This window comes from Corynebacterium sp. MSK195 (genome assembly GCF_030228885.1).
In the GTDB taxonomy this organism is placed as follows: Bacteria; Actinomycetota; Actinomycetes; order Mycobacteriales; family Mycobacteriaceae; genus Corynebacterium.
This window is the reverse complement of record NZ_JASPGT010000010.1, coordinates 21259-40418: the sequence shown is the minus strand read 5'-3', so window position 1 is coordinate 40418 and position 19160 is coordinate 21259. Positions and strand designations below refer to the sequence as shown.

General features: G+C 61.6%; 18 protein-coding genes, 1 tRNA gene and 1 pseudogene. 5 read left to right on the top strand and 15 right to left on the bottom strand.

Annotated elements, in window-relative coordinates; all coding sequences use genetic code 11:
• Positions 1–8 precede the first annotated feature (8 nt).
• From QP909_RS09650 to pflB, 3 genes and pseudogenes are all read right to left on the bottom strand, one after another.
• A complete protein-coding gene (locus QP909_RS09650; protein WP_284767079.1) occupies positions 9–1247 on the bottom strand; it encodes an alpha/beta fold hydrolase in 1239 nt (412 codons plus the stop codon).
• An 11-nt stretch (positions 1248–1258) separates the two neighbouring features.
• Positions 1259–2128, bottom strand: a complete 870-nt coding sequence (pflA, locus tag QP909_RS09645) for a pyruvate formate-lyase-activating protein (protein WP_269953638.1) — start codon at positions 2126–2128, stop codon at positions 1259–1261.
• A 2-nt stretch (positions 2129–2130) separates the two neighbouring features.
• A pseudogene (pflB, locus tag QP909_RS09640) lies at positions 2131–4509 on the bottom strand (formate C-acetyltransferase).
• A gap of 316 nt (positions 4510–4825) precedes the next feature.
• On the opposite strand from pflB, the gene QP909_RS09635 reads away from it, so the two are divergent.
• Positions 4826–6736 (top strand): solute carrier family 23 protein, encoded by a 1911-nt coding sequence (locus QP909_RS09635; RefSeq protein WP_284767078.1) that lies wholly within the window; start codon positions 4826–4828, stop codon positions 6734–6736.
• Here QP909_RS09635 and QP909_RS09630 read toward each other — a convergent pair whose 3' ends face one another.
• Positions 6737–7327: a hypothetical protein gene (locus tag QP909_RS09630; protein WP_284767077.1), complete on the bottom strand. Its 591-nt coding sequence runs from the start codon at positions 7325–7327 to the stop codon at positions 6737–6739.
• A gap of 78 nt (positions 7328–7405) precedes the next feature.
• Positions 7406–7487: transfer RNA gene (locus QP909_RS09625), tRNA-Leu, on the bottom strand.
• 90 nt (positions 7488–7577) lie between these two features.
• On the opposite strand from QP909_RS09625, the gene QP909_RS09620 reads away from it, so the two are divergent.
• The gene (locus QP909_RS09620) at positions 7578–8000 is read left to right on the top strand and encodes a hypothetical protein (protein ID WP_225746501.1); all 423 of its coding nucleotides are present in this window, start codon (positions 7578–7580) and stop codon (positions 7998–8000) included.
• Positions 8001–8002: 2 nt separating this feature from the next.
• On the top strand, positions 8003–8347 hold the full coding sequence (locus QP909_RS09615; protein WP_204611086.1) for a DUF3817 domain-containing protein: 345 nt from the start codon (positions 8003–8005) through the stop codon (positions 8345–8347).
• Here QP909_RS09615 and rdgB read toward each other — a convergent pair.
• The 8 genes from rdgB to clpS all read right to left on the bottom strand — a co-directional run bounded on the left by rdgB (position 8344) and on the right by clpS (position 13762).
• Positions 8344–8952 carry an RdgB/HAM1 family non-canonical purine NTP pyrophosphatase gene (gene rdgB / locus QP909_RS09610; RefSeq protein WP_284767076.1) on the bottom strand — a complete coding sequence of 203 codons (609 nt, stop codon included), beginning with the start codon at positions 8950–8952 and terminating at the stop codon, positions 8344–8346. The genes QP909_RS09615 and rdgB overlap by 4 nt on opposite strands.
• Positions 8946–9674, bottom strand: coding sequence for a ribonuclease PH (rph, locus tag QP909_RS09605; RefSeq protein WP_005323955.1), 729 nt, complete (start codon positions 9672–9674; stop codon positions 8946–8948). The genes rdgB and rph overlap by 7 nt, the downstream gene beginning before the upstream one ends.
• 15 nt (positions 9675–9689) lie before the next feature.
• Positions 9690–10451 (bottom strand): MBL fold metallo-hydrolase, encoded by a 762-nt coding sequence (locus QP909_RS09600; protein ID WP_150850378.1) that lies wholly within the window; start codon positions 10449–10451, stop codon positions 9690–9692.
• A 71-nt stretch (positions 10452–10522) separates the two neighbouring features.
• Positions 10523–11302 carry a glutamate racemase gene (gene murI / locus QP909_RS09595; RefSeq protein WP_198491988.1) on the bottom strand — a complete coding sequence of 260 codons (780 nt, stop codon included), beginning with the start codon at positions 11300–11302 and terminating at the stop codon, positions 10523–10525.
• Positions 11302–11955 (bottom strand): rhomboid family intramembrane serine protease, encoded by a 654-nt coding sequence (locus QP909_RS09590; protein WP_284767075.1) that lies wholly within the window; start codon positions 11953–11955, stop codon positions 11302–11304. The genes murI and QP909_RS09590 overlap by 1 nt, the downstream gene beginning before the upstream one ends.
• 13 nt (positions 11956–11968) lie before the next feature.
• The gene (locus QP909_RS09585; protein WP_284767074.1) at positions 11969–12895 is read right to left on the bottom strand and encodes a P1 family peptidase; all 927 of its coding nucleotides are present in this window, start codon (positions 12893–12895) and stop codon (positions 11969–11971) included.
• A complete protein-coding gene (locus tag QP909_RS09580; protein WP_005327313.1) occupies positions 12895–13431 on the bottom strand; it encodes a DUF2017 domain-containing protein in 537 nt (178 codons plus the stop codon). The genes QP909_RS09585 and QP909_RS09580 overlap by 1 nt, the downstream gene beginning before the upstream one ends.
• A 4-nt stretch (positions 13432–13435) precedes the next feature.
• Complete coding sequence (clpS, locus tag QP909_RS09575; protein ID WP_005323948.1) at positions 13436–13762, bottom strand: ATP-dependent Clp protease adapter ClpS; 327 nt, start codon at positions 13760–13762, stop codon at positions 13436–13438.
• Positions 13763–13884: 122 nt separating this feature from the next.
• Here clpS and QP909_RS09570 point away from each other — a divergent pair, with 122 nt between their 5' ends.
• Both QP909_RS09570 and QP909_RS09565 read left to right on the top strand, forming a co-directional pair.
• Positions 13885–15213 carry a nicotinate phosphoribosyltransferase gene (locus tag QP909_RS09570; protein ID WP_284767073.1) on the top strand — a complete coding sequence of 443 codons (1329 nt, stop codon included), beginning with the start codon at positions 13885–13887 and terminating at the stop codon, positions 15211–15213.
• Between the two features lie 18 nt (positions 15214–15231).
• Positions 15232–17211 carry an ATP-dependent DNA helicase gene (locus QP909_RS09565; RefSeq protein ID WP_284767072.1) on the top strand — a complete coding sequence of 660 codons (1980 nt, stop codon included), beginning with the start codon at positions 15232–15234 and terminating at the stop codon, positions 17209–17211.
• Here the strand turns inward: QP909_RS09565 and QP909_RS09560 are convergent.
• Positions 17177–17908 (bottom strand): peptidyl-tRNA hydrolase, encoded by a 732-nt coding sequence (locus tag QP909_RS09560; protein ID WP_284767071.1) that lies wholly within the window; start codon positions 17906–17908, stop codon positions 17177–17179. The genes QP909_RS09565 and QP909_RS09560 overlap by 35 nt on opposite strands.
• Complete coding sequence (gene serB / locus QP909_RS09555) at positions 17901–19091, bottom strand: phosphoserine phosphatase SerB (protein WP_284767070.1); 1191 nt, start codon at positions 19089–19091, stop codon at positions 17901–17903. The genes QP909_RS09560 and serB overlap by 8 nt, the downstream gene beginning before the upstream one ends.
• Positions 19092–19160 lie beyond the last annotated feature (69 nt).

Sequence of the window (19160 nt, the reverse complement as noted above, 5' to 3'; positions counted from 1 at the left end):
GCGAAATGCTAGTGATCGTCGATAAGCGAAAAGAGCTTCCCCAAGATGGTCGCACCATCCTCGCGGATGCCGTTGTGCTGGAATTCATTGTTAATCCACGGCCGCAGATCTCCCAGGTGCGCGGCCGTAGCCAAGGACTCCTCGAGCGGGACGAAAATATCATCGACGTAGATGGCCGCGGCCGTAGACGGCACCTCGCCCAACGCGTAGGGCGGGGAGAATTCGTGGCGGGCGAGGTCATGGGCGGCGTCGGCAAACGCGTGCAAGGCCGGGTCCTCGTTGAACTGCCAGGGGAAAATGTGCTCGCCGGTCAGCCAGGTGCCCGCCTCTGCAAACTCCGGAAATTCCTCGCGCACGCGGTGCGCCGCCCAGTTCGTAGCGGCCTGGCCACCGGCGCCGCCATAAATCGACTCATGTATTGCGGCGTACAACGGAGCGTCCGCAAAGCTCACGCGCTGGCCGACGTCCACCAGGAAATCACCCCGCAACCGCTTCTCCCCCGCCACGGTACGGAAAGGCTCTTCCAGCAGATAGGCCAGCGAATCAAAGCCGGTACCGCGGCCGAGCTCGATGCCGATGGTACGAAAGCGCAGCGCGGACAGGCGCTCGCCAGTTGGAAGCCGCTCATCTGAATTGTCCAGGTGGGAAATGATCTCCTCGATACGGCCCTGTGCCCACGGGAATTCGCGGTAGAAACGCTGCTGGCGGGCCTTAAGCTTGCTAAAGGTAGCGCGATAGAGCTCGTCCGCCCCCTTCAACGTGGGGATGCCGCCGGTGAAGAAAGCATGCTCGACGCGCTCGGGTGCCTGGGATAGGTAGGCGGTGATGCAAAAGCCGCCGAAGGATTGGCCAAACAACGACCACTTCTCGAGTCCGAGGTGCTCGCGCAGGCGCTCGGCGTCGCGGACGATATTGTCCTGGCGCAGCAACGCCAGGTGCTTGGCTGTGCGCTCTGCGGCCGGGCTTAGCGCATCAATGCGGTGCGAGCGGCCGGTGCCACGCTGATCCATGAGGATCACGCGGTAGCGCTCTAGCGCCTTGCCAATCAGCCCCGTAGGCGCCAATGGCCGGGGCGCCGGGAAACCAGGACCGCCCTGCAGGTAGAGCAATGCGGGCAGGTCCTCTCCGCCGGGCGGGATTATTTCGCGGGCGTAAAGCCCAAAAGTCCCGTGGGGATTGGAATAATCCCACGGGACTTCTAGGTGGTGCTCTTTAATTGTGTGGCCGAAGCGGCGATAGGAGGTCATGTCCTCCCAGGCTAGTAGACTTCCAAGCCCTTCGAGCGGAAGACGTCGCGGATTTTCTCCACATCCTCCGGCTTTGGTGGCTTCGTGTCAGCTAGCTGGTAGTTCATGCCCAAGCTATCCCACTTGTCCTTGCCCATATTGTGGAAAGGCAGGACCTCAACGCGCTCAACGTTGGATTTCCAACGCGCCACGATATTGGCTACATTTTCCACGTTCTCTGGCGAGTCCGTGAGGTCTGGCACCACCACGAAGCGGATCCACACCGGTTTGCCTATCTTGTTCAGCCTGTCGCCGAAGTCCAGCGTGGGCTGGAGTTCGCGCTGAGTGACCTTCCGATAGGTTTCCTCGTCGCCCGACTTGACGTCGAGAAGCACGAGGTCGATATTATCCAGGTCCTCGTCACGCAAACGCGCACCGAGATAACCGGCAGTATCGATGGTGGTGTGGATGCCCGCATCGTGAACTTCCTTGAGCACGCGGCGCGTGAAAGAAAGTTGGAAGAGGGGTTCACCACCGGAGATGGTGAGACCGCCACCGGAAGCGTTGAAGATTGGCTTATAACGCTTAATGCGCTTGACCACATCCTCGACCCGCTCTAGCGTGCCGGTCTTCATCTCCCAGGTGTCTGGGTTATGGCAATACTGGCAGCGCAGTGGGCAGCCGGACATGAACATCGTCATGCGGGTACCCGGGCCATCGACGGCGGTCACGAGCTCCCAAGAGTGCACGAGGGCAATATCGCCGGTACGGCGCGCCTCCATGAGTTCGGGGCGGGTAATGTCATCGAATTGTGCGTCATTTCCCAGGCCCGCGGCCGCGCCGCGGACTCGCTCTCCCTCTTCAGGAGAGAGGGTAACGACACCAGTAACGCCATCAGCCATGATTAGGAACCCTGGTGGAAGGTGCGGGAGATAACGTCGAGCTGCTGCTCCTTGGTCAGCTTGACAAAGTTGACAGCGTAGCCAGAGACGCGAACGGTGAGGTTCGGGTACTTCTCTGGGTGCTCAACGGCGTCCTCGAGGGTGGACTTGTCCAGCACGTTGATGTTTGCGTGGTACAGACCAGAGTTCATCTGGTGTGCATCGCGGTTTGCCTTCATTGCTGACATGCGGTCTTCGAAAGTTGGGGTTGCCATGATTTTCTCCTTTTCGGGATGGTTGAGGGTTGGTGGTTTTTACTTCTCCATGATGAAGCCGGCATCCAGAACGCCCACCAGGTTAGTGATGCGCTCTTCTGGGGTGCGGCCCAATCCGGAAGGAGTAATGGTGTTGGTCAGCGAGATGCCGTCCAAGGCGTCCTTGTAATCCAGCTTGCCGACGGACAGCATGGAGGCAACCATGCCGTGGCTGTCAGCACCGTTTTCAGGGTTAGCGCCTGGGGAGAACGGCGTGCCGGCCTTGTGGCCCGACGGGAAGGCGCCTGTTGCCTTGCCGTAGACCACGTTCGAGGTAATGGTCAGCACGGACTGGGTTGGGATGGCATTGCGGTACATCGGGATGGCCTTAATCTTTTCCATCACGGTGTGGACAATGGTGGCGGCGATATCATCGGCGCGGTCGTCATCATTGCCGTAGAACGGGAAGTCGCCTTCGGTGACGTAGTCCGTAATCAGGCCGGTCTCGTCGCGTACCGGGGTGACCTTGGCGTACTTGATGGCGGACAGGGAGTCGGCAACGATGGACAGGCCGGCGATGCCGCAGCCCATGGAGCGGACGATATTGGAATCGTGCAGCGCCATCTCGACTGCCTCGTAGGCGTACTTGTCGTGGGAGTAGTGGATGATGTTGAGGGCCTCAACGTAGGTACCAACAACCCAGTCCAGCATCTCCTCGTACTTCTGCCAGACCTCATCGAAGTCCAGCGGGCCATCGCCCTTGATGGGCTCGTAGCCTTCGACAACCTGCTTGCCGGATACCTCATCGCGGCCGCCGTTGATGGCGTAGAGCAGTGCCTTTGCGGCGTTCACACGAGCGCCGAAGAACTGCATCTGCTTGCCAACTTCCATCGGGGAGACACAGCAAGCAATTGCGGCGTCGTCGCCCCACTGCTCACGAATCTGGCGGTCAGACTCGTACTGGATGGAGGAGGTCTCAATGGAGATGTGGGCGCAGAATTCCTTGTAGCCCTCTGGCAGCTTCGGATCCCAGAAAATGGTGATGTTTGGCTCAGGTGATGGGCCAAGGTTCACCAAGGTCTGCAGCAGACGGAAGGAGGTCTTGGTGACCATGTGGCGGCCGTCATTGCCAAAGCCAGCGTCGGACCAGGTTGCCCAGTACGGGTCGCCGGAGAAGATCTGGTCGTAATCGATGGTGCGCAGGAAGCGAACGATACGCAGCTTGAGAACCAGGGAGTCGATGATTTCCTGGGCGTCTTCCTCGGTGATGATGCCTGCGGCAAGGTCGCGCTCGAAGTAGCAATCGAAGAAGGCGGACAGGCGGCCGATGGACATTGCGGCGCCGTCCTGGGATTTAATGGAAGCCAGGTAGCCGAAGTAGGTCCACTGCACTGCCTCGTGAGCGGTCTTAGCCGGCTGGGAGATGTCGAAGCCGTAGGACTCGGCCATCTTCTTGAGCTTCTTCAGGGCCTTAATCTGCTCGGAGTGCTCCTCGCGGAAGCGTGCCCAGTGCTCAGAGAAGCCAGCATCTGCGACGGAATCGCGGGAAGCCTGCTTTTCCTCGATCAGGTAATCCACACCATAAAGTGCAACACGACGGTAGTCGCCGATGATGCGGCCACGGCCGTAAGCATCCGGCAGGCCGGTGATGATGTGTGATGAACGAGCAGCGCGGATGCGCGGGGTGTAGATATCGAAGACCGCATCGTTGTGGGTCTTGCGGTAACGGGTGAAGATCTTCTCCACCTCAGGATCTACTTCCTTGCCCGCTTCGCCGATAGCCTGCTTGACCATGCGCCAGCCACCGAATGGCATCATGGCACGCTTCAGCGGGGTATCAGTCTGCAGGCCGACGATGACGTCGTCGTCCTCTGAGATGTAGCCGGCCGGGAAAGCGTCAATGTCGGTCGGGGTGTGGGTGTCGACGTCGTAAACGCGCTTTTCGCGCTCGACGGACAGGTAGTTCTTTTCCAGGGTCTCCCAGACGCGCTTGGTCTTTTCGGTCGGGCCCGCCAGGAAGCTGGAGTCGCCGTCGTACGGCGTGTAGTTGCGCTGGATGAAGTCGCGGACGTTGATGCCCTCGGTCCACGGACCGGACTCAAATCCCTTCCAAGCTTCAAACTGTTGAGGCTGCGTTGCGGTAGTCATAATTCCCTTCTTTCGGGCGAATTTCTAGCAGGGGATAAATGCCGCTTTCTTCGAGCCACAGCACCAAGCCCCTCTGGCCTCAATTGTTGACCAATTCCCTGGTAATAACAAGTCTCGCAAACGTTTGAAAGCCAAGTAATAAACCGGTCGTGTTGTTTAGCTGGTTAGTGATTTCATGCAGAACGCACGTACGTCTTTTATCGGGGGTGAACTAGCCCCGAACGTGTCCCTCATCACCTTAAGATTTTGGCCCCTACCTGCACGAACCTCTACTGTTAATCCCGTTCAGCTTCGCTTCCGCACAAAGGAGGACTTCGTGGCTTCGCAGCCCAAGCATCCAGTAGATATCGTCCCACCCGCTCCCAAACTAGCTGCCTTGGGTTTACAGCATGTGCTGGCTTTTTATGCCGGCGCAGTCATCGTCCCGCTGCTTATTGCCGGCTCGCTCAATCTGGATGCGGAAACCACCATCCACCTCATTAATGCGGACCTGTTGACCTGTGGCATAGCAACGATCATTCAATCCCTGGGCGTCGGCAAGCGAATTGGCGTGCGCCTGCCCATCGTGCAGGGCGTGACTACAACGGCCGTCTCCCCGATTATTGCCATTGGTTTGGGCGCGACCGACGGCGCGGGCGGGGTGGCCTCGCTGCCAACCATTTATGGCGCCATTATTGTCGCCGGCCTTTTTACCTTCTTTGCGGCGCCGGTCTTTGGCAAGGTGCTGCGCTTCTTCCCACCGGTGGTCACCGGCTCGGTCCTACTGGTCATGGGTACGTCGCTGCTTGGGGTGTCGGCCAATGACTTTGTCAATTACGCCGAGGGCGTGCCGGCCACCCGCGACTTGCTCTATGGCTTTGGCACGCTCGCAGTCATCATCTTGGTGCAGCGCTTTTCCTCCGGCTTCCTGGGTACCCTGGCCGTGCTCATCGGCCTAGTCTTAGGCACTGGCGTGGCGCTCGTGCTTGGCGACGCCTCCTTTGACGAGGTCGCCTCCGCCCCCGCCCTCGGCATTACTACCCCGTTCTACTTCGGTATGCCGAAGTTTGACCTGGTAGCGATTTTCTCGCTCATCATCGTCATGATCATCACCATGGTGGAAACCACCGGTGACGTCTTTGCCACTGGTGAGATTGTAAAAAAGCGCATCCGCCGCGATGACGTCGTGCGTGCGATTCGCGCCGATGGCCTGTCCACCCTGGTGGGCGGCGTAATGAACTCCTTCCCCTATACCTGTTTTGCCCAAAACGTTGGCCTGGTGCGCCTGACCAGCGTGAAGTCGCGCTGGGTGGCCGTTGCCGCCGCCGGGTTCATGATGGTGCTGGGCATTTTGCCTAAGGCCGGCGCGGTCGTGGCCTCCATCCCCTCCCCCGTTCTCGGCGGCGCCTCCCTGGCACTTTTTGCCAACGTGGCGTGGGTGGGCCTACAGACCATCGCCAAGGCCGATCTTTCCGATGGTCGCAACTCCGTTATCGTCACCTCCGCGCTGGGGCTGGCTATGTTGGTGACTTTCAAACCGGATATCGCCACCGCCTTCCCGGAGTGGGCGCAAACCTTCGTCTCTTCTGGCATGTCAATCGGCGCCATTACCGCCATCGTGCTCAACCTTTTGTTCTTCCACACAGGGGGCAAGCAGGGAACGCAGGTGTCTCGGGCCGTCGGCAAGAGCGTGAGCTTGCAGCAGCTCAATGCCGCCTCCCGCGAGGAATTCGTCTCCGCGCTACGCCCTCTGTTTAATAACGAGACCTGGCCGCTGGAGCTGGCGTGGGAGTCGCGGCCCTTCGGCGATGTTAATGAACTGCGCGCGGCCATTCAGGTGGCCGTGCTGACCGCGGATGATTCCCGCCGCGCCGCCCTCATCCACGATTACCCGGCCATGGATAAGCTGCTGCTTGCCGACGCCGACGAGGCCGCCACCATCTCCGCCGACCGCGGCTCCCTCGGTCTGACCGACCTGGATGATGTGCAGACCGAGCGCATCACCGAGCTTTCCGCCGCCTACCGCGAGCGCTTTGACATGCCGTTTGTGGCCTATTTGGATACCAATGACACCGTCGACCGCGTCATTGATGCCGGCGTGCGCCGCCTAGCCAACTCCCCGGAGCAGGAGTATCGCACCGCGCTGGGCGAAATCGTAGAAATTGCCAACGACCGCTTCGATATCCTGCTGGCCGATGCCAACCCGGTCCGATCCTCGTGGGACCGCAAGTTCACCGAGGTAGACTAGTTAGCGAAAGGAAAAGTCCACCTCGGCCTCTGGGTCCACGCCGGAAATAATGCCGGTGTAGAACTGCTTGGCCTGGGATTGGAGGACATCGCGATTATCCGCGATGTCCTCTTTCTTTTTGTCCTCGTTGAGGATTTTGGTGATGGTTTCCGCCTTATCGATATCCGGGGTAATCCAGCTCAGCGCGCCGTTGTCCTCCACCGCGGTTTCGAAATTCTCATCCGAGTGCCCGATGAAAATGAACTCTGGGATCTCCACGCGGAAGTGGTGCGGGGATTCTTCTTCCACCTGAACCTGCGAACCTTCGATGCCGAGCTTCGCGCGGTAGGAATACTTGATGTACTGGGTGCGCTCGCTGCCCGGGACCTGCCAATTCCACAGCGTGCTGGTGGCGGATTCCTCCGATAAGCCCTCGATACCCAGCGAGACGAGCACCACCTGTTCTTCGCGCTCCACGGCCTTGATGACCTTGGTATTACTCGATTCGGTCTCCACCTCCACCGGTTCCCGCACCTGCCAAATGAACACCGCGGCGGCAGCCACGGTGGCAATGAGAATGACGGCGATAAGGGTGAAAAGCAGCTTTTTCATGATGACTATCTTAGGGCGACTATGCGGGCGGTGATATGCGAAAGCGCCGCCGGCTCTGCGAGCCGACGGCGCCGATTGTGCGCCCGGTGAGACTTGAACTCACACGTCATAAGACACTAGAACCTAAATCTAGCGCGTCTGCCAATTCCGCCACGGGCGCGGGGGACTTGCCATAGTGTACACGGCACGCCGGAAATCCAGAAACCAGGGGTGTTCTGTTTTCCGGCCACTGGTGGGTAGGGTGGATCGCGTGAGCACTCAAGAGGAAAAGAAGAACAAGCGCGTGCAGGTGCGGTGGTGGCACATCCTCCTCATCGCGTTTTTCGTCGTGCTCTTCCTATTCCTGGCCTATTGGCAATGGACGCGTTTCCGGTCCGGCTCGGGTACCTTCCAAAACTTGGGCTATGCCTTCCAGTGGCCGCTGTTTGCCGTATTCGTGGTCTACGCCTATCGCACCACGCTGCGCTATGAAAACGAGCGCCTCGCGGCCGAGGAAGAAGCCCGCGACATGGATAGCACCGTCACTGAGGCCCCGGCTGAATCTCCCGCACAGCCGCAGGCGGAAACCAAAATCGATGAGGATTTCCTGCCCCAGCGGCCGCAGATAGATGTGGAAACGTTCAACGCCATGAATACTCCGCGCCGCCGGCGCGGCGAGAATGAAGAAAGCTGATTATGACCAATAAAGTTCACCCCGCCCGCCAGGCCCGTATCCGCGGCCCCTTGAAGTTTTTCTCCATCGCGGCCACCGTGACCGGTGTCTTCCTGATTATCCTGGTCATCCGCATGGTCTGCCAATACCTCATCGGCATGGAGATCCCAGAATGGGCCACCTATATCGCGATCGTGCACGGCATCGCGTACATGACCTACCTGCTGTCCATCCTCATCCTCGGCCCGCGCGCGCTGTGGCCGGTGGGCAAGCTCTTTACCACCGCCCTTGCCGGCGTGGTGCCCTTCCTGTCCTTCTGGATGGAGCACAAGCGCCGCAAGGAGATTAAGGAGGAATTCCAGCTTTAGGAATTGCGAACCAACTCCGCGATGGCGGGGACTAGTTGAGTAAGAGCGCGGCCGCGATGCGAGACCGCGTTCTTTTCATCTGGGGACATCTCCGCAGCCGACCGGGACTCGCCTTCTGGCTGAAAGAGCGGGTCATAGCCAAAGCCGTTGGCCCCACGCGGCTCGCGCAGGAAGCTGCCCTCCCAGCGGCCCTCGGCCACGTGCTCGGTGCCATCGGGAGTCACGAGCGCGCAGACGGAGACGAAAGCGGCGGCGCGGCGTTCATCGGGGACATCGGCCATCTGCGCCAAGACCAGGTCATTATTGGCCTGGTCATTGCCGTGCTGGCCGGACCAGCGGGCGGAAAGCACGCCAGGCATGCCGTTGAGCTCTTCGATGGCCAGGCCGGAATCATCCGCGACGGTAGCAAAGCCGGTCGCAGCCGCGCCGGCGCGGGCCTTAATAAGCGCGTTATCGGCAAAGGTGCGGCCGTCTTCTACCGGCTCCGGGTAAGGCTCCACTGCGGATAGCGGGCGCAGCTCGACGCCCTCGATGCCGGCGTCGGCCAGGATGCGCTCCAGCTCCGCGAGCTTCTTCGGGTTATTGGACGCGACGAGAATTACCACCCCAACGCCGCCTTCTGTGCGGCGATGAGCTCGCGGCAGCCCTTCTGGGCTACGTCTAGCATCTCGTTGAGCTCTTCGCGGCCAAAGAGTCCGTGCTCGCCGGTGCCCTGGATTTCCACGAAGTCCCCGGATTCCTGCATCACCACGTTGAGGTCGACCTCGGCGCGGGAGTCTTCCTCATAAGGCAGGTCGAGGCAGATTTCGCCATCAATGATGCCTACCGAGACCGCAGCGATGGGATCGAGCAGTGGCTCGCCGGGGACGACGCCCTCGGCCTTGAGGTGTGCGATGGCGTCGGCAAGCGCAACATAGGCGCCGGTGATAGACGCCGTGCGGGTGCCGCCATCGGCCTGGAGAACGTCGCAGTCGAGCTGGATGGTGTTCTCACCCAGCTCCTCCAAGTCCACCGCAGCGCGCAGGGAGCGGCCGACGAGGCGGGAAATCTCATGGGTGCGGCCCTTGACCTTGCCCTTCATGGATTCGCGCGGCATGCGGTCGTGGGTGGCAGAAGGCAGCATGGCGTACTCGGCGGTAAGCCAGCCTTCGCCCGAATCACGCTTGAAGCGCGGCACGCCATATTCCACGGATGCGGTGCACATGACGCGGGTATTGCCAAACTCCACCAGCACCGAGCCGGCCGGGTTGGTGGTGAAATTGCGGGTAATGCGGACGCTGCGCATCTGGTCCAGCGCGCGCCCATCGGCACGAGTAAATTCAGTCATGCCGTCCAGCGTATCTTAGAACTCCATCCCCGCGGCACCGAGGACAATCTCGCCATCGAATTCGGAGCGGGCGGCCTCCAAGGTAGCTTGCGCATCACCCCACGGCTGAATGTGGATGAGCACGAGCTTGCCCACACCCGCCTCACGCGCCGCCCTACCGGCTTCCGCGCCCGACATGTGCATGTCCGGCGCCTTGCCCTCCGAGGTCTCGCCCCAGGCCGCCTCGCAGAGGAAGATATCGGCACCACGGGCGGCTTCGACAAGCGCGGGCGTATACGAAGAGTCACCGGAATAGGTAATGGTCTGCCCCGTCTTCGTGTGCTCCACGCGCAAGGCATAGGCCTCTACCGGGTGATTTACCGGGAAGGGGGTGATATAGACATCGTCCACGAGCTGTCGCTCGCCCGGCTCCCAGGCGCTAAAGGCGAAGGTATCGGACATGTCATCGATGCCATCGACCTCATCGGAGGACAGGCGGCCCAGATGCGTAGGCGTAGCCTTCGGCCCGAAGCACATATTGCGCGACGCCGCCGGCGCCGTGGGATGGAAGCGGCGCCACACCATCAGGGAAGGAAAATCCAGGCAGTGATCGGCATGCAGATGGCTAAAGGCCACGTGCGCATCACAAGGATCCTGTTGCTGTTCCAGCTGCGCCAAGGTGCCAGGGCCCATGTCGAGGACGATGGACGGCGCATTATCGAAGGACAGCAAGTAGCCGGAGGCGGGATTTTGGGCGGTGGGGACGCTACCGGAGCAGCCTAGGATGGTCAGCTTCATGGGCTCAATAGTTCCATGAATTCGCCCCGCATGCGTACTCAACGTGCAAACGGGGGAGAAATTGCACTTCCTTATGCAATCTGGGGGCCGAGAAAGCGCGTGGCAAGGCGGGCAAAGGCTTCCGGATCGCCGGTGGATTCAAAAGTGTGGACCGGCTGATTCTCTGCGGGGGCCAACATATCCGTTTCCGTGAGAATCCGCATCACATCCTTGGTGGTTTCCTCCGAGGAGGTCACCAACGAAACATTATCGCCCATCGCCAGCTGGATAATTCCGGTCAACAGCGGATAGTGCGTGCAGCCCAACACCAGCGTGTCTACCCCTTGTGCCTGCAGCGGGGCCAGGTAGCCCTCGGCGACGCCGAGGATTTGGCGGCCGGCGGTAATACCGCGCTCGACAAAGGGAACAAAATCCGGGCAGGCGGTGGCAAAGGCCTGCACCTTGGGGTTGAGTGCGAATAAGTCTTGGTAGGCACCGGATTTGATGGTGCCTTCGGTGCCGATGACGCCGATTTTTCCGTTGCGCGTGGTGGACATGGCGCGGCGCACCGCGGGCCGGATGACTTCCACGATGGGGATATCGTAGCGCTCGCGCGCATCGTGAAGGAAGGCAGCGGTGGCGGTATTGCAGGCAATGACCAGCATCTTGCAGCCGCGCTCCACCAGCCTATCGGCCACGTCTTGGGAAAAGGCGCGGACTTCCGAGATGGGCCGCGGGCCATAAGGACTGTGCGCGGTATCGCCGGTATAGATGACGGATTCGTGCGGCAGCTGTTCCATCACCGCGCGTGCTACGGTGAGCCCGCCCACGCCGGAATCAAAGATGCCGATGGGAGAGGTCGCAGTTGGCATTAGCGCTTCACTGCCTTAACCGGGTCGTCCGAGGTAATGGTCATGCCGGCGAGGATTCCGCCGATGGCGCCGAAGAGGTGGCCCTGCCAGCTCACGCCCTCGTAGACGGGCAACACGCCCCACACCAAGCCGGAGTAGGCGAAGCCGAGCACGATGCCCAAGATGGTCTGGATGAGCGAACGGTTAAAAATTCCGCGCACAATCAGGTACGCCAGCCAGCCATAGACCAAGCTGGAAGCACCGATATGCGAGGTACCGGGGCCGCCGATAAACCAGGTTCCAAGGCCCGCGACCAGCGTGGTAATCAGCGTGACCTCCCACCAGGCCTTGCGGCCGGAAAGGCCGATAAGGAAGCAGAAAATGGCGCCGGGCACCGAGTTAGACATCAAGTGCTCAAAGTTCGCGTGGAGCAGCGGGGCGGTGACAATGCCCCAGATGCCATTGAAATCCAGCGGGCGAATGCCGTAATTGGATAGCTGGCCACCAAACAGGAAGGCGTTGATGATGTGGACCGCCCACTCCACCACGAGGAAACCAAAGGCTATAGAAAAGCCGGTGGTGATGCGGCCGCTGCGGGTGTAGTTCTTGGAATCGCCGCGATTGACCTGGCCCGCGGGCGCCGGCCGGAAGTTAGATGTTCCACCTGAAGTCATAATGCGCCTTATCTTAGTCCAGCAGATCGCGGTACGCGCTCAAGCCTAGGCCGGGGTTGGCGGCGGTGACCGCGTTGACGATGGCTTCTTCCACGGCGTCGGCGGCAGCGGCGCACAGCTGGGTGATCACCTGCGTGCTGAGTTCGGCTGGGCGCTTGGCGGTGGACAGGGCAAAGATCGTGTCCCCATCCAGCGGCGAATGCGCAGGACGCACCGCACGGGCGATGCCGTCGTGGGCAGTCATGGCCAGGCGCTGGGCTTGGGCGGTGGTAACGGGGGCGTCGGTAAGCACGGCGCCGATGGTGGTATTGAGCGTGGACTCCGCAGGGTGCGGCAAGGCGCGGTAGGCGGCAGCATTGACCGCGGTGCGCCCCGGCGCGCCGTGCAGGCGGCCGGACTGCGGCTCGATGACCTCGCCCACGGGGTTGGCAACCATCGCGGCGCTGACCTCGTAGTCACCCACCCGGCGCGTGGCCAGCCCGAAGCCGCCCCGCAGTTTGCCCGCGGTAGCGCCTACTCCGGCTCCCACCGACCCCATGGATTCGTCGCTGCCTATAAGCGCGGCTCGCAACGCGGCCGCGCCTTCTTCCGGCCCGGGGCGGGAAGGCCCGACCAAGAGGTCAAAAATGACGGCGCCGGGAACGATGGGCACGCGCGGCCCAGGCTTATCCTCGCCGAAGACGGGAAAGCCGATCCCCCTCTCTGCCAGCTCATTCATCACGCCGTCGGCAGCGGCCAGGCCAAAGGCAGAACCGCCCGCTAACACCACGGCGTGGACGCGCTCGACCGTATTATGCGGCTGTAAAAGATCCGTTTCGCGGGTGCCTGGGCCGCCGCCGCGCACATCGACGCTGCCGAGCGCTCCGCCCGGCCCGCAGTAGAGCACCGTGACTCCGGTATCGGTGCCGCTATAGTGCCCGATGCTCATGCCGTCCAGCATTAGTCCATCAGCACCTGCAGCAGCGAATCTTGGCAGAACGCCAGCCATTCCACGAGGCTATCGCGGTCAGACATCAGGTTGTTATCGGCCACATCGCCCGCCGCGACAAAGAGGCGGAGGTCGTTGAGGCCAGCGACGAAGGCCTGGGCCTCTTGCTCGTTGATGGTGACCTCTACCCCACCGGTAGGTCCGAGGGCAGAGCCAATTACCTGCAGGTTTTCCAGCTTGGCGCGCGCAATGTCGTTTTCATGCAGGGAGCGCAGCAATGATGCATCGCCTTCATATTCCTCATCGCCGGGCATTTCAAAGTCCGGGAAGAGACGGGCCAGCGAGGGATCGTCCGGGGCTTCGGTGTGGCCGGTAGGCATGTCCAGCATTTCCGCCAGCTCGTCCTTGGGCGCGGACTGGGCGCGCTTAATGATCGCCTCGGAGACGGTGGCGGTGAGATCGCCCAGTACCTCGCGCTCCATTGGTTCGAATACGGCCGTGATTTTCGGCGCGCGCATGAGGGACTTCTTTTTCTTCCACGGTTGCATCGATTTAACCTGCCTGCTGCATCGTTGCCCACAGACCGGCGATCTGGAGCTTTTTCACGTCCGCTTCAATCTTGTCGCGCTCGCCGCTGGACACGGCGGCCTTGCCCTCGGTGTGGACCTGCATCATGAGTTCATTGGCTCGCTTCTTGTCATAGCCCAACACGGTTTGGAATACATAGGACACGTAGCTCATCAAGTTGACGGGGTCATCCCACACGATGCACATCCACGGCAGGTTCTCGCTCGTGGCTACGTCTACGTCGAGTTCTTCATCCAATTCGGGCGTAGCCATCGGAGAGCTCATCCGGACTACAGGAAATTGCGCCTTCATGCCTTCTAGCCTAACCATATTTGGGAATTTATTGTGGGCCCGCGCAATCGGGCTTCAGACATTCCGGCTGCAAAGAATCTAATCCCCTGAAAAGCACCTAGTCAGTGGGTATTATCACTCCCGTGAATGACAAAGCTATCCCTAATGATCGCTCTACTGCACTGCTCACGGATAAATATGAGCTAACGATGCTCCAGGCCGCGCTGCGCGATGGCTCGGCAAACCGCCAGGTCACCTGCGAAGTATTCGGCCGCCGCCTGCCCAATGAGCGCCGCTATGGCGTCGTTGCAGGCACCGGCCGCGTCCTGCGCGCAGTGGAGGATTTCCGTTTTTCGGCCAATCAGTTAGCGGAGATGGACTTCTTGGACGAGCAGACCAAGGAGTATCTGCGCCACTATCGCTTTTCCGGGCAGATTGACGGCTACCGCGAGGGCGAGCTTTATTTCCCCAACTCCCCCATCCTGACGGTGCGCGGCACCTTTGGGGAGTGCTTGGTTTTGGAGACCGTCATCTTGTCCATCATGAACGCCGATTCCGCAGTGGCTTCGGCCGCTTCCCGCATGGTCACGGCGGCCGACGGCCGGCCCATCATCGAGATGGGCTCGCGCCGCACCCACGAGTATGCGGCGGTAACCGCCGCCCGCGCGGCCTACCTGGCCGGGTTCGATGCCACCTCCAACCTGGAGGCAGGCTACCGCTACGGCATTCCGGTCTCCGGCACTGCCGCCCACTCCTGGACCTTGGCACATACCAACCCGGATGGCACCCCGAACGAAGAGGCCGCCTTCCGCTCCCAGATCGACACCCTTGGCGTAGACACCACTCTGTTGGTCGATACCTATGACATCACCAAGGGCGTCGAGACCGCAGTGAAGGTAGGTGGACCGAAGCTCGGTGGGGTTCGCATCGATTCCGGTGACCTGGGTGCGGTTACCCGCCGCGTGCGCAAGCAGCTGGATGATTTGGGCAATCACAACACCAATATCGTGGTATCTTCCGACCTCGACGAGTTCGCCATTGCCGGCCTGCGCGGCGATCCGGTCGATGTCTACGGCGTCGGCACGTCCGTGGTCACCGGCTCCGGCGCGCCTACAGCCGGCATGGTCTACAAGGTCGTAGAGGTAGACGGCATCCCGGTGGCAAAGCGCTCTACTTCCAAGCAGTCCGTCGGCGGTGCCAAGCGCGCGCTACGCACCTACCGTTCCTCGGGCGTGGCGGTGGAAGAGATCGTCTATCCCTTTGACGCGCCCGCGCCAGATACGGGCCAGCTCGAGACCCGCGAGATGACCATTCCGCTCATGCGCGATGGCCACATCGTCGACGGACTGCCGGATCTGCATGCCTCCCGCGAGTATTTGGATCAGGCCCGCAAGACTCTGCCATGGGAAGGCCTGGCGCTCTCGCGCGATGAGGCGGCCGTGCCCACGCGGATGGTGGGCTTTAAAAAGTAGGCCGCTAGACTGTGTGGGGTGAGTGAGCACGCAGATGAGCCCCTAAACCTCGACACGGAAACGCTGCTGGGCAAGGCCGTTGACGCGCTGGACGGCAGCCGGCGCGAAGGCCAGGTGCGCATGGCCACCGCCGTCTCGGCTGCGCTCGAAAAGGAGCGCCACCTGGCAGTGCAGGCCGGTACCGGTACCGGTAAATCCCTGGCCTACTTGGTCCCGGCTATCCGGCATGCGATGAACTCGGGGTCCACCGTCATCGTCTCTACCGCTACCCTAGCCTTGCAGCGCCAGCTGGTGGAGCGCGATCTGCCGCGGCTTACTGAGGCGCTCGCCCCTGTAATGGAGCGTACGCCCACCTTCGCCATCATGAAGGGACGCAATAACTACCTGTGCATGAATAAGATTGCGGCTACCCCGGATGACCCGGAAGCACTTATCGACGAATCCGAAATATCCCACCGCGGCAAGGCCGTGCGCCGTATCCACGAGTGGGCGCAGGAAACTGACACTGGTGACCGCGATGATCTAGAGCCGGGCGTGCCGGACGTGGTGTGGCGGGCGGTATCGGTAACCTCCAACGAGTGCTTGGGCGCTTCGCGCTGCCCGCACGGGCCGGATTGCTTTGCGGAAGAGGCTCGCAGGGCGGCTGCCGACGTCGACATCGTGGTCACCAACCACGCCATGCTCGCCATCGACGCGGTTTCTGAGGCAAATATCTTGCCTGAGCACGACGTCGCCATTATCGATGAGGCCCACGAGCTCGACGGCCGCATCACCTCCGTATCTACCGCGGAGATTACTACCCGCGCCATCAAGATGGCCGCCAACCGCGCGAAGTCGCTGGGTAATGCCGGCAACCTCTCGGACTTGGCCGAGGAATTTGATGACCTGATGAAAATCCAAGAGCCAGGCCGTTGGACCGACTTAGATGAAACCTCACAGGGCCACCTGCGCGCGCTTGCCGACGAATTCCTGCGCGTTAAGTCCCTCATTTCTCGCGCACCAGAAGGCGAAGCCACCGACGATCCGGAGAAAAACGCCGAGCGCCAAAACTTGAGCAACCACCTCTCCGACCTCGCGCAGGCCGTGGCGCGCATGCTGGAGGTTTTCGCCACCGATGACCCGGCCAAGCAAGACGACGTCGTCTGGCTCGAGCGCGATCCGCGCAGCGACGCCGAGACCCTCGCCGTGGCTCCCCTATCCATCGCCCACATGCTGCGCGAGAACCTCTTCGGGGAGCAGACGGTGGTGTTGACCTCGGCCACCCTCGCCCTCGGTGGACGCTTCGATGCCATGGCCGCCCAGTGGGGCATGCCGAGCGGCACCTACGACACCTTGGACGCGGGCACGCCTTTCGACCCAGCCAAATCCGGCATCCTGTACACCGCCAAGCACCTGCCCGCGCCGGGCCGCGATGGCCTGCCCAAAGAAACCATAGATGAGATCTACGAACTCATTATGGCCGCCGGCGGGCGCACGCTTGGCCTATTCTCCTCTCGCCGCGCTGCGGAAGAGGCGGCCACCGCCCTCAAGCCGCGCATCCCCTTTGACCTCTTCGTGCAAGGCGAGGATTCCATCGGCGCACTGGTAGAGAAATTCTCCCAAAAGGAAAACTCCTGTCTCTTCGGCACGCTTACCCTGTGGCAGGGCGTGGACGTGCCGGGGCCGGCCTGTTCGCTGGTCATCATCGACCGCATTCCGTTCCCCCGGCCGGACGATCCCCTGATGCAGGCGCGCGCCCAAGCGGCCGATGCGGCGGGCCGCTCCGGATTCATGGAGGTCTCCGCCAACCACGCCGCCTTGCTCATGGCACAGGGCGCAGGCCGCCTGCTGCGCCACGTGACCGACCGCGGCGTGGTGGCCGTGCTCGATAACCGCTTGGAGTATAAGCGCTACGGCAGCTTCCTCAAGGCCTCCATGCCACGCTTTTGGCAGACCACCGACGCGGATACGGTGCGCGGCGCGCTTAAGCGATTGGTCGCCGCAGGGCGCACACGGTAGCCGAGTCCGGCGCAATCTCCGTGAACCCGGCGTCCACGATGACCACGGCGCCGTCCTGCGCGCAGGCCGTGCGAAAATCTTCGCCAGACACCTCGCGCACCGAAAGCTCAAAACCCGTGTCGGCCCAAGCACGAGCCTCCTCCACCGACATCGCCGCGGCGAGCATCATCGAACCGTGGCCCACCTGCGCTGCGGCCTTGCCCGCAGACATGTCGAGGCTGCGGTCGACGTAGATTACGGGGGCGTCGCCAAGCGGGGCTCCTGGCTCATCATAGGCAAGGTCAGTGTGGCCGATTTGCAGCTTGCCAATGAGCGGATCCACCTCCCCCACGGCCGAAGGTGCAAAGGCCCGGGCACGGTCCGCCACGGTCACGCCGGGCAGGTTCTGCACATCGCGCCAAGCCTTATTACGCGCCCGACGGGCGATCTTGCGGATGCGGTGTCCATACCACTGGCCCAGGGCGTGGGCGAAGGCCCCATCCTCCCCCGCGCGTTCATCCAAACACGCGGCCACAACGGCGCTAGCGGCTGCCTCCAGCACTTCCGTGCGCGCCGGCGGCTCCTGCTTGGGAAGGTTCAGTGCAATCTGCATCGCTTGGATAGTGGCGGGCTCGTCTGGGTTTTCTGGGTCATCGCGCCACGAACGCGCATCACAGGCTTCTACCAAGCGCTGGTGAGCGATTTCAAACTTATCCACGAACAACCTCCTCGGCTGGGATTCCCAAAATCTGTAGTACCTCATCCAGCCGCCGGTGATTTACCGAAGTATCCGCCACTTCTTGCAGCGCCCGCTTAGCGTTAAAGGCGATGCCCAACCCCGCGGCGGTAATCATATCGATGTCATTGGCACCGTCGCCCACGGCGACCGTCTGACGCATGCCCACTCCGGAATCCGCGGCAAACTCCCGCAGGAATTCCTCCTTGGCCTTGCGATCAACCACCTTGCCGGTTATGCGGCCGGTGAGCTTGCCATCGGCTATCTCCAAAGTATTGGCGCGGACATAGTCTAAGTGCATTTCTGCGGCTAGGCCCTCTAGAACTTGGATGAACCCACCGGAGACCACAGCGGTGCGATAACCGATGCGGTTGAGCGTGGCAATGGTCTCGCGGGCGCCGGGGGTCAGCTGAATCTCGCGGGCTACCTCATCGATAATGGAAGCATCCAGGCCGGCCAAAACTGCCACGCGCTCGCGCAGGGACTCCTCAAAATCCAATTCGCCGCGCATAGCCCGAGCCGTAACGGCGGCTACCTCTTCTTCCTTGCCGGCGTGCGCGGCCAGCATCTCGATGACCTCGCCTTGGATGAGGGTGCTATCGCAGTCAAAGCACACGAGTCGTTTGGAGCGCCGGCCCAGCCCCGCCGGCTCGATCGCAATGTCGATACCAATCTGCTGTGCCAGCTCTGCCAGCGCCTGGCGCACGGGTGCCGCGGAACCATCGAGGGACAAGAAAAGCTCCAGCCCTGTCAACGGAGAGGTGGAAAGCCCGCGGATGCGATCGATATTGGCATCGAAGTTGGCCAATACGCGGGCGACCTCCTCTACGTGGTGGGCGGTTACTTCCGTTCCCATGAGGACCACCGCATGCGTGGAGCGAGCTCGCGCGCTAGATTCCTCCTCTCGCACGTCCACGGATACCTGCTGCCCGTAGATGCTCAAGGTATTGCGCAACCCCTGTGCAATCTGCTCGGCGCGCGTACCGGGAATGCGGGTATGGGCGGCGAGGGTGATGCGGCCGGAAAAGATGGCTTGTTCGACGTCGATAAGCGCGGCGCTATAAGACGCCAGCACGCGGAAGAAGGCCGCCGAGACCCCAGGCTTGTCCGGCCCAGTGGTGGTAATGACGGCATAGGTATCAGCTTGGGTACTCACGCCGCCCATTATCGCACGTAGGGCAAATAAGATACGCCAAAGCCGCCTCCCACGGCCCGTTGCGGGTTGGGAGGCGGC

Excerpts from the sequence above, each read along its gene's own strand:
- QP909_RS09650 (WP_284767079.1), bottom strand. The coding sequence starts at position 1,247 with ATGACCTCCTATCGCCGCTTCGGCCACACAATTAAAGAGCACCACCTA.
- pflA (WP_269953638.1), bottom strand. The coding sequence starts at position 2,128 with ATGGCTGATGGCGTTACTGGTGTCGTTACCCTCTCTCCTGAAGAGGGA.
- QP909_RS09630 (WP_284767077.1), bottom strand. The coding sequence starts at position 7,327 with ATGAAAAAGCTGCTTTTCACCCTTATCGCCGTCATTCTCATTGCCACC.
- QP909_RS09615 (WP_204611086.1), top strand. The coding sequence starts at position 8,003 with ATGACCAATAAAGTTCACCCCGCCCGCCAGGCCCGTATCCGCGGCCCC.
- rph (WP_005323955.1), bottom strand. The coding sequence starts at position 9,674 with ATGACTGAATTTACTCGTGCCGATGGGCGCGCGCTGGACCAGATGCGC.
- QP909_RS09600 (WP_150850378.1), bottom strand. The coding sequence starts at position 10,451 with ATGAAGCTGACCATCCTAGGCTGCTCCGGTAGCGTCCCCACCGCCCAA.
- murI (WP_198491988.1), bottom strand. The coding sequence starts at position 11,302 with ATGCCAACTGCGACCTCTCCCATCGGCATCTTTGATTCCGGCGTGGGC.
- QP909_RS09590 (WP_284767075.1), bottom strand. The coding sequence starts at position 11,955 with ATGACTTCAGGTGGAACATCTAACTTCCGGCCGGCGCCCGCGGGCCAG.
- QP909_RS09585 (WP_284767074.1), bottom strand. The coding sequence starts at position 12,895 with ATGCTGGACGGCATGAGCATCGGGCACTATAGCGGCACCGATACCGGA.
- QP909_RS09580 (WP_005327313.1), bottom strand. The coding sequence starts at position 13,431 with ATGCAACCGTGGAAGAAAAAGAAGTCCCTCATGCGCGCGCCGAAAATC.
- clpS (WP_005323948.1), bottom strand. The coding sequence starts at position 13,762 with ATGAAGGCGCAATTTCCTGTAGTCCGGATGAGCTCTCCGATGGCTACG.
- serB (WP_284767070.1), bottom strand. The coding sequence starts at position 19,091 with ATGGGCGGCGTGAGTACCCAAGCTGATACCTATGCCGTCATTACCACC.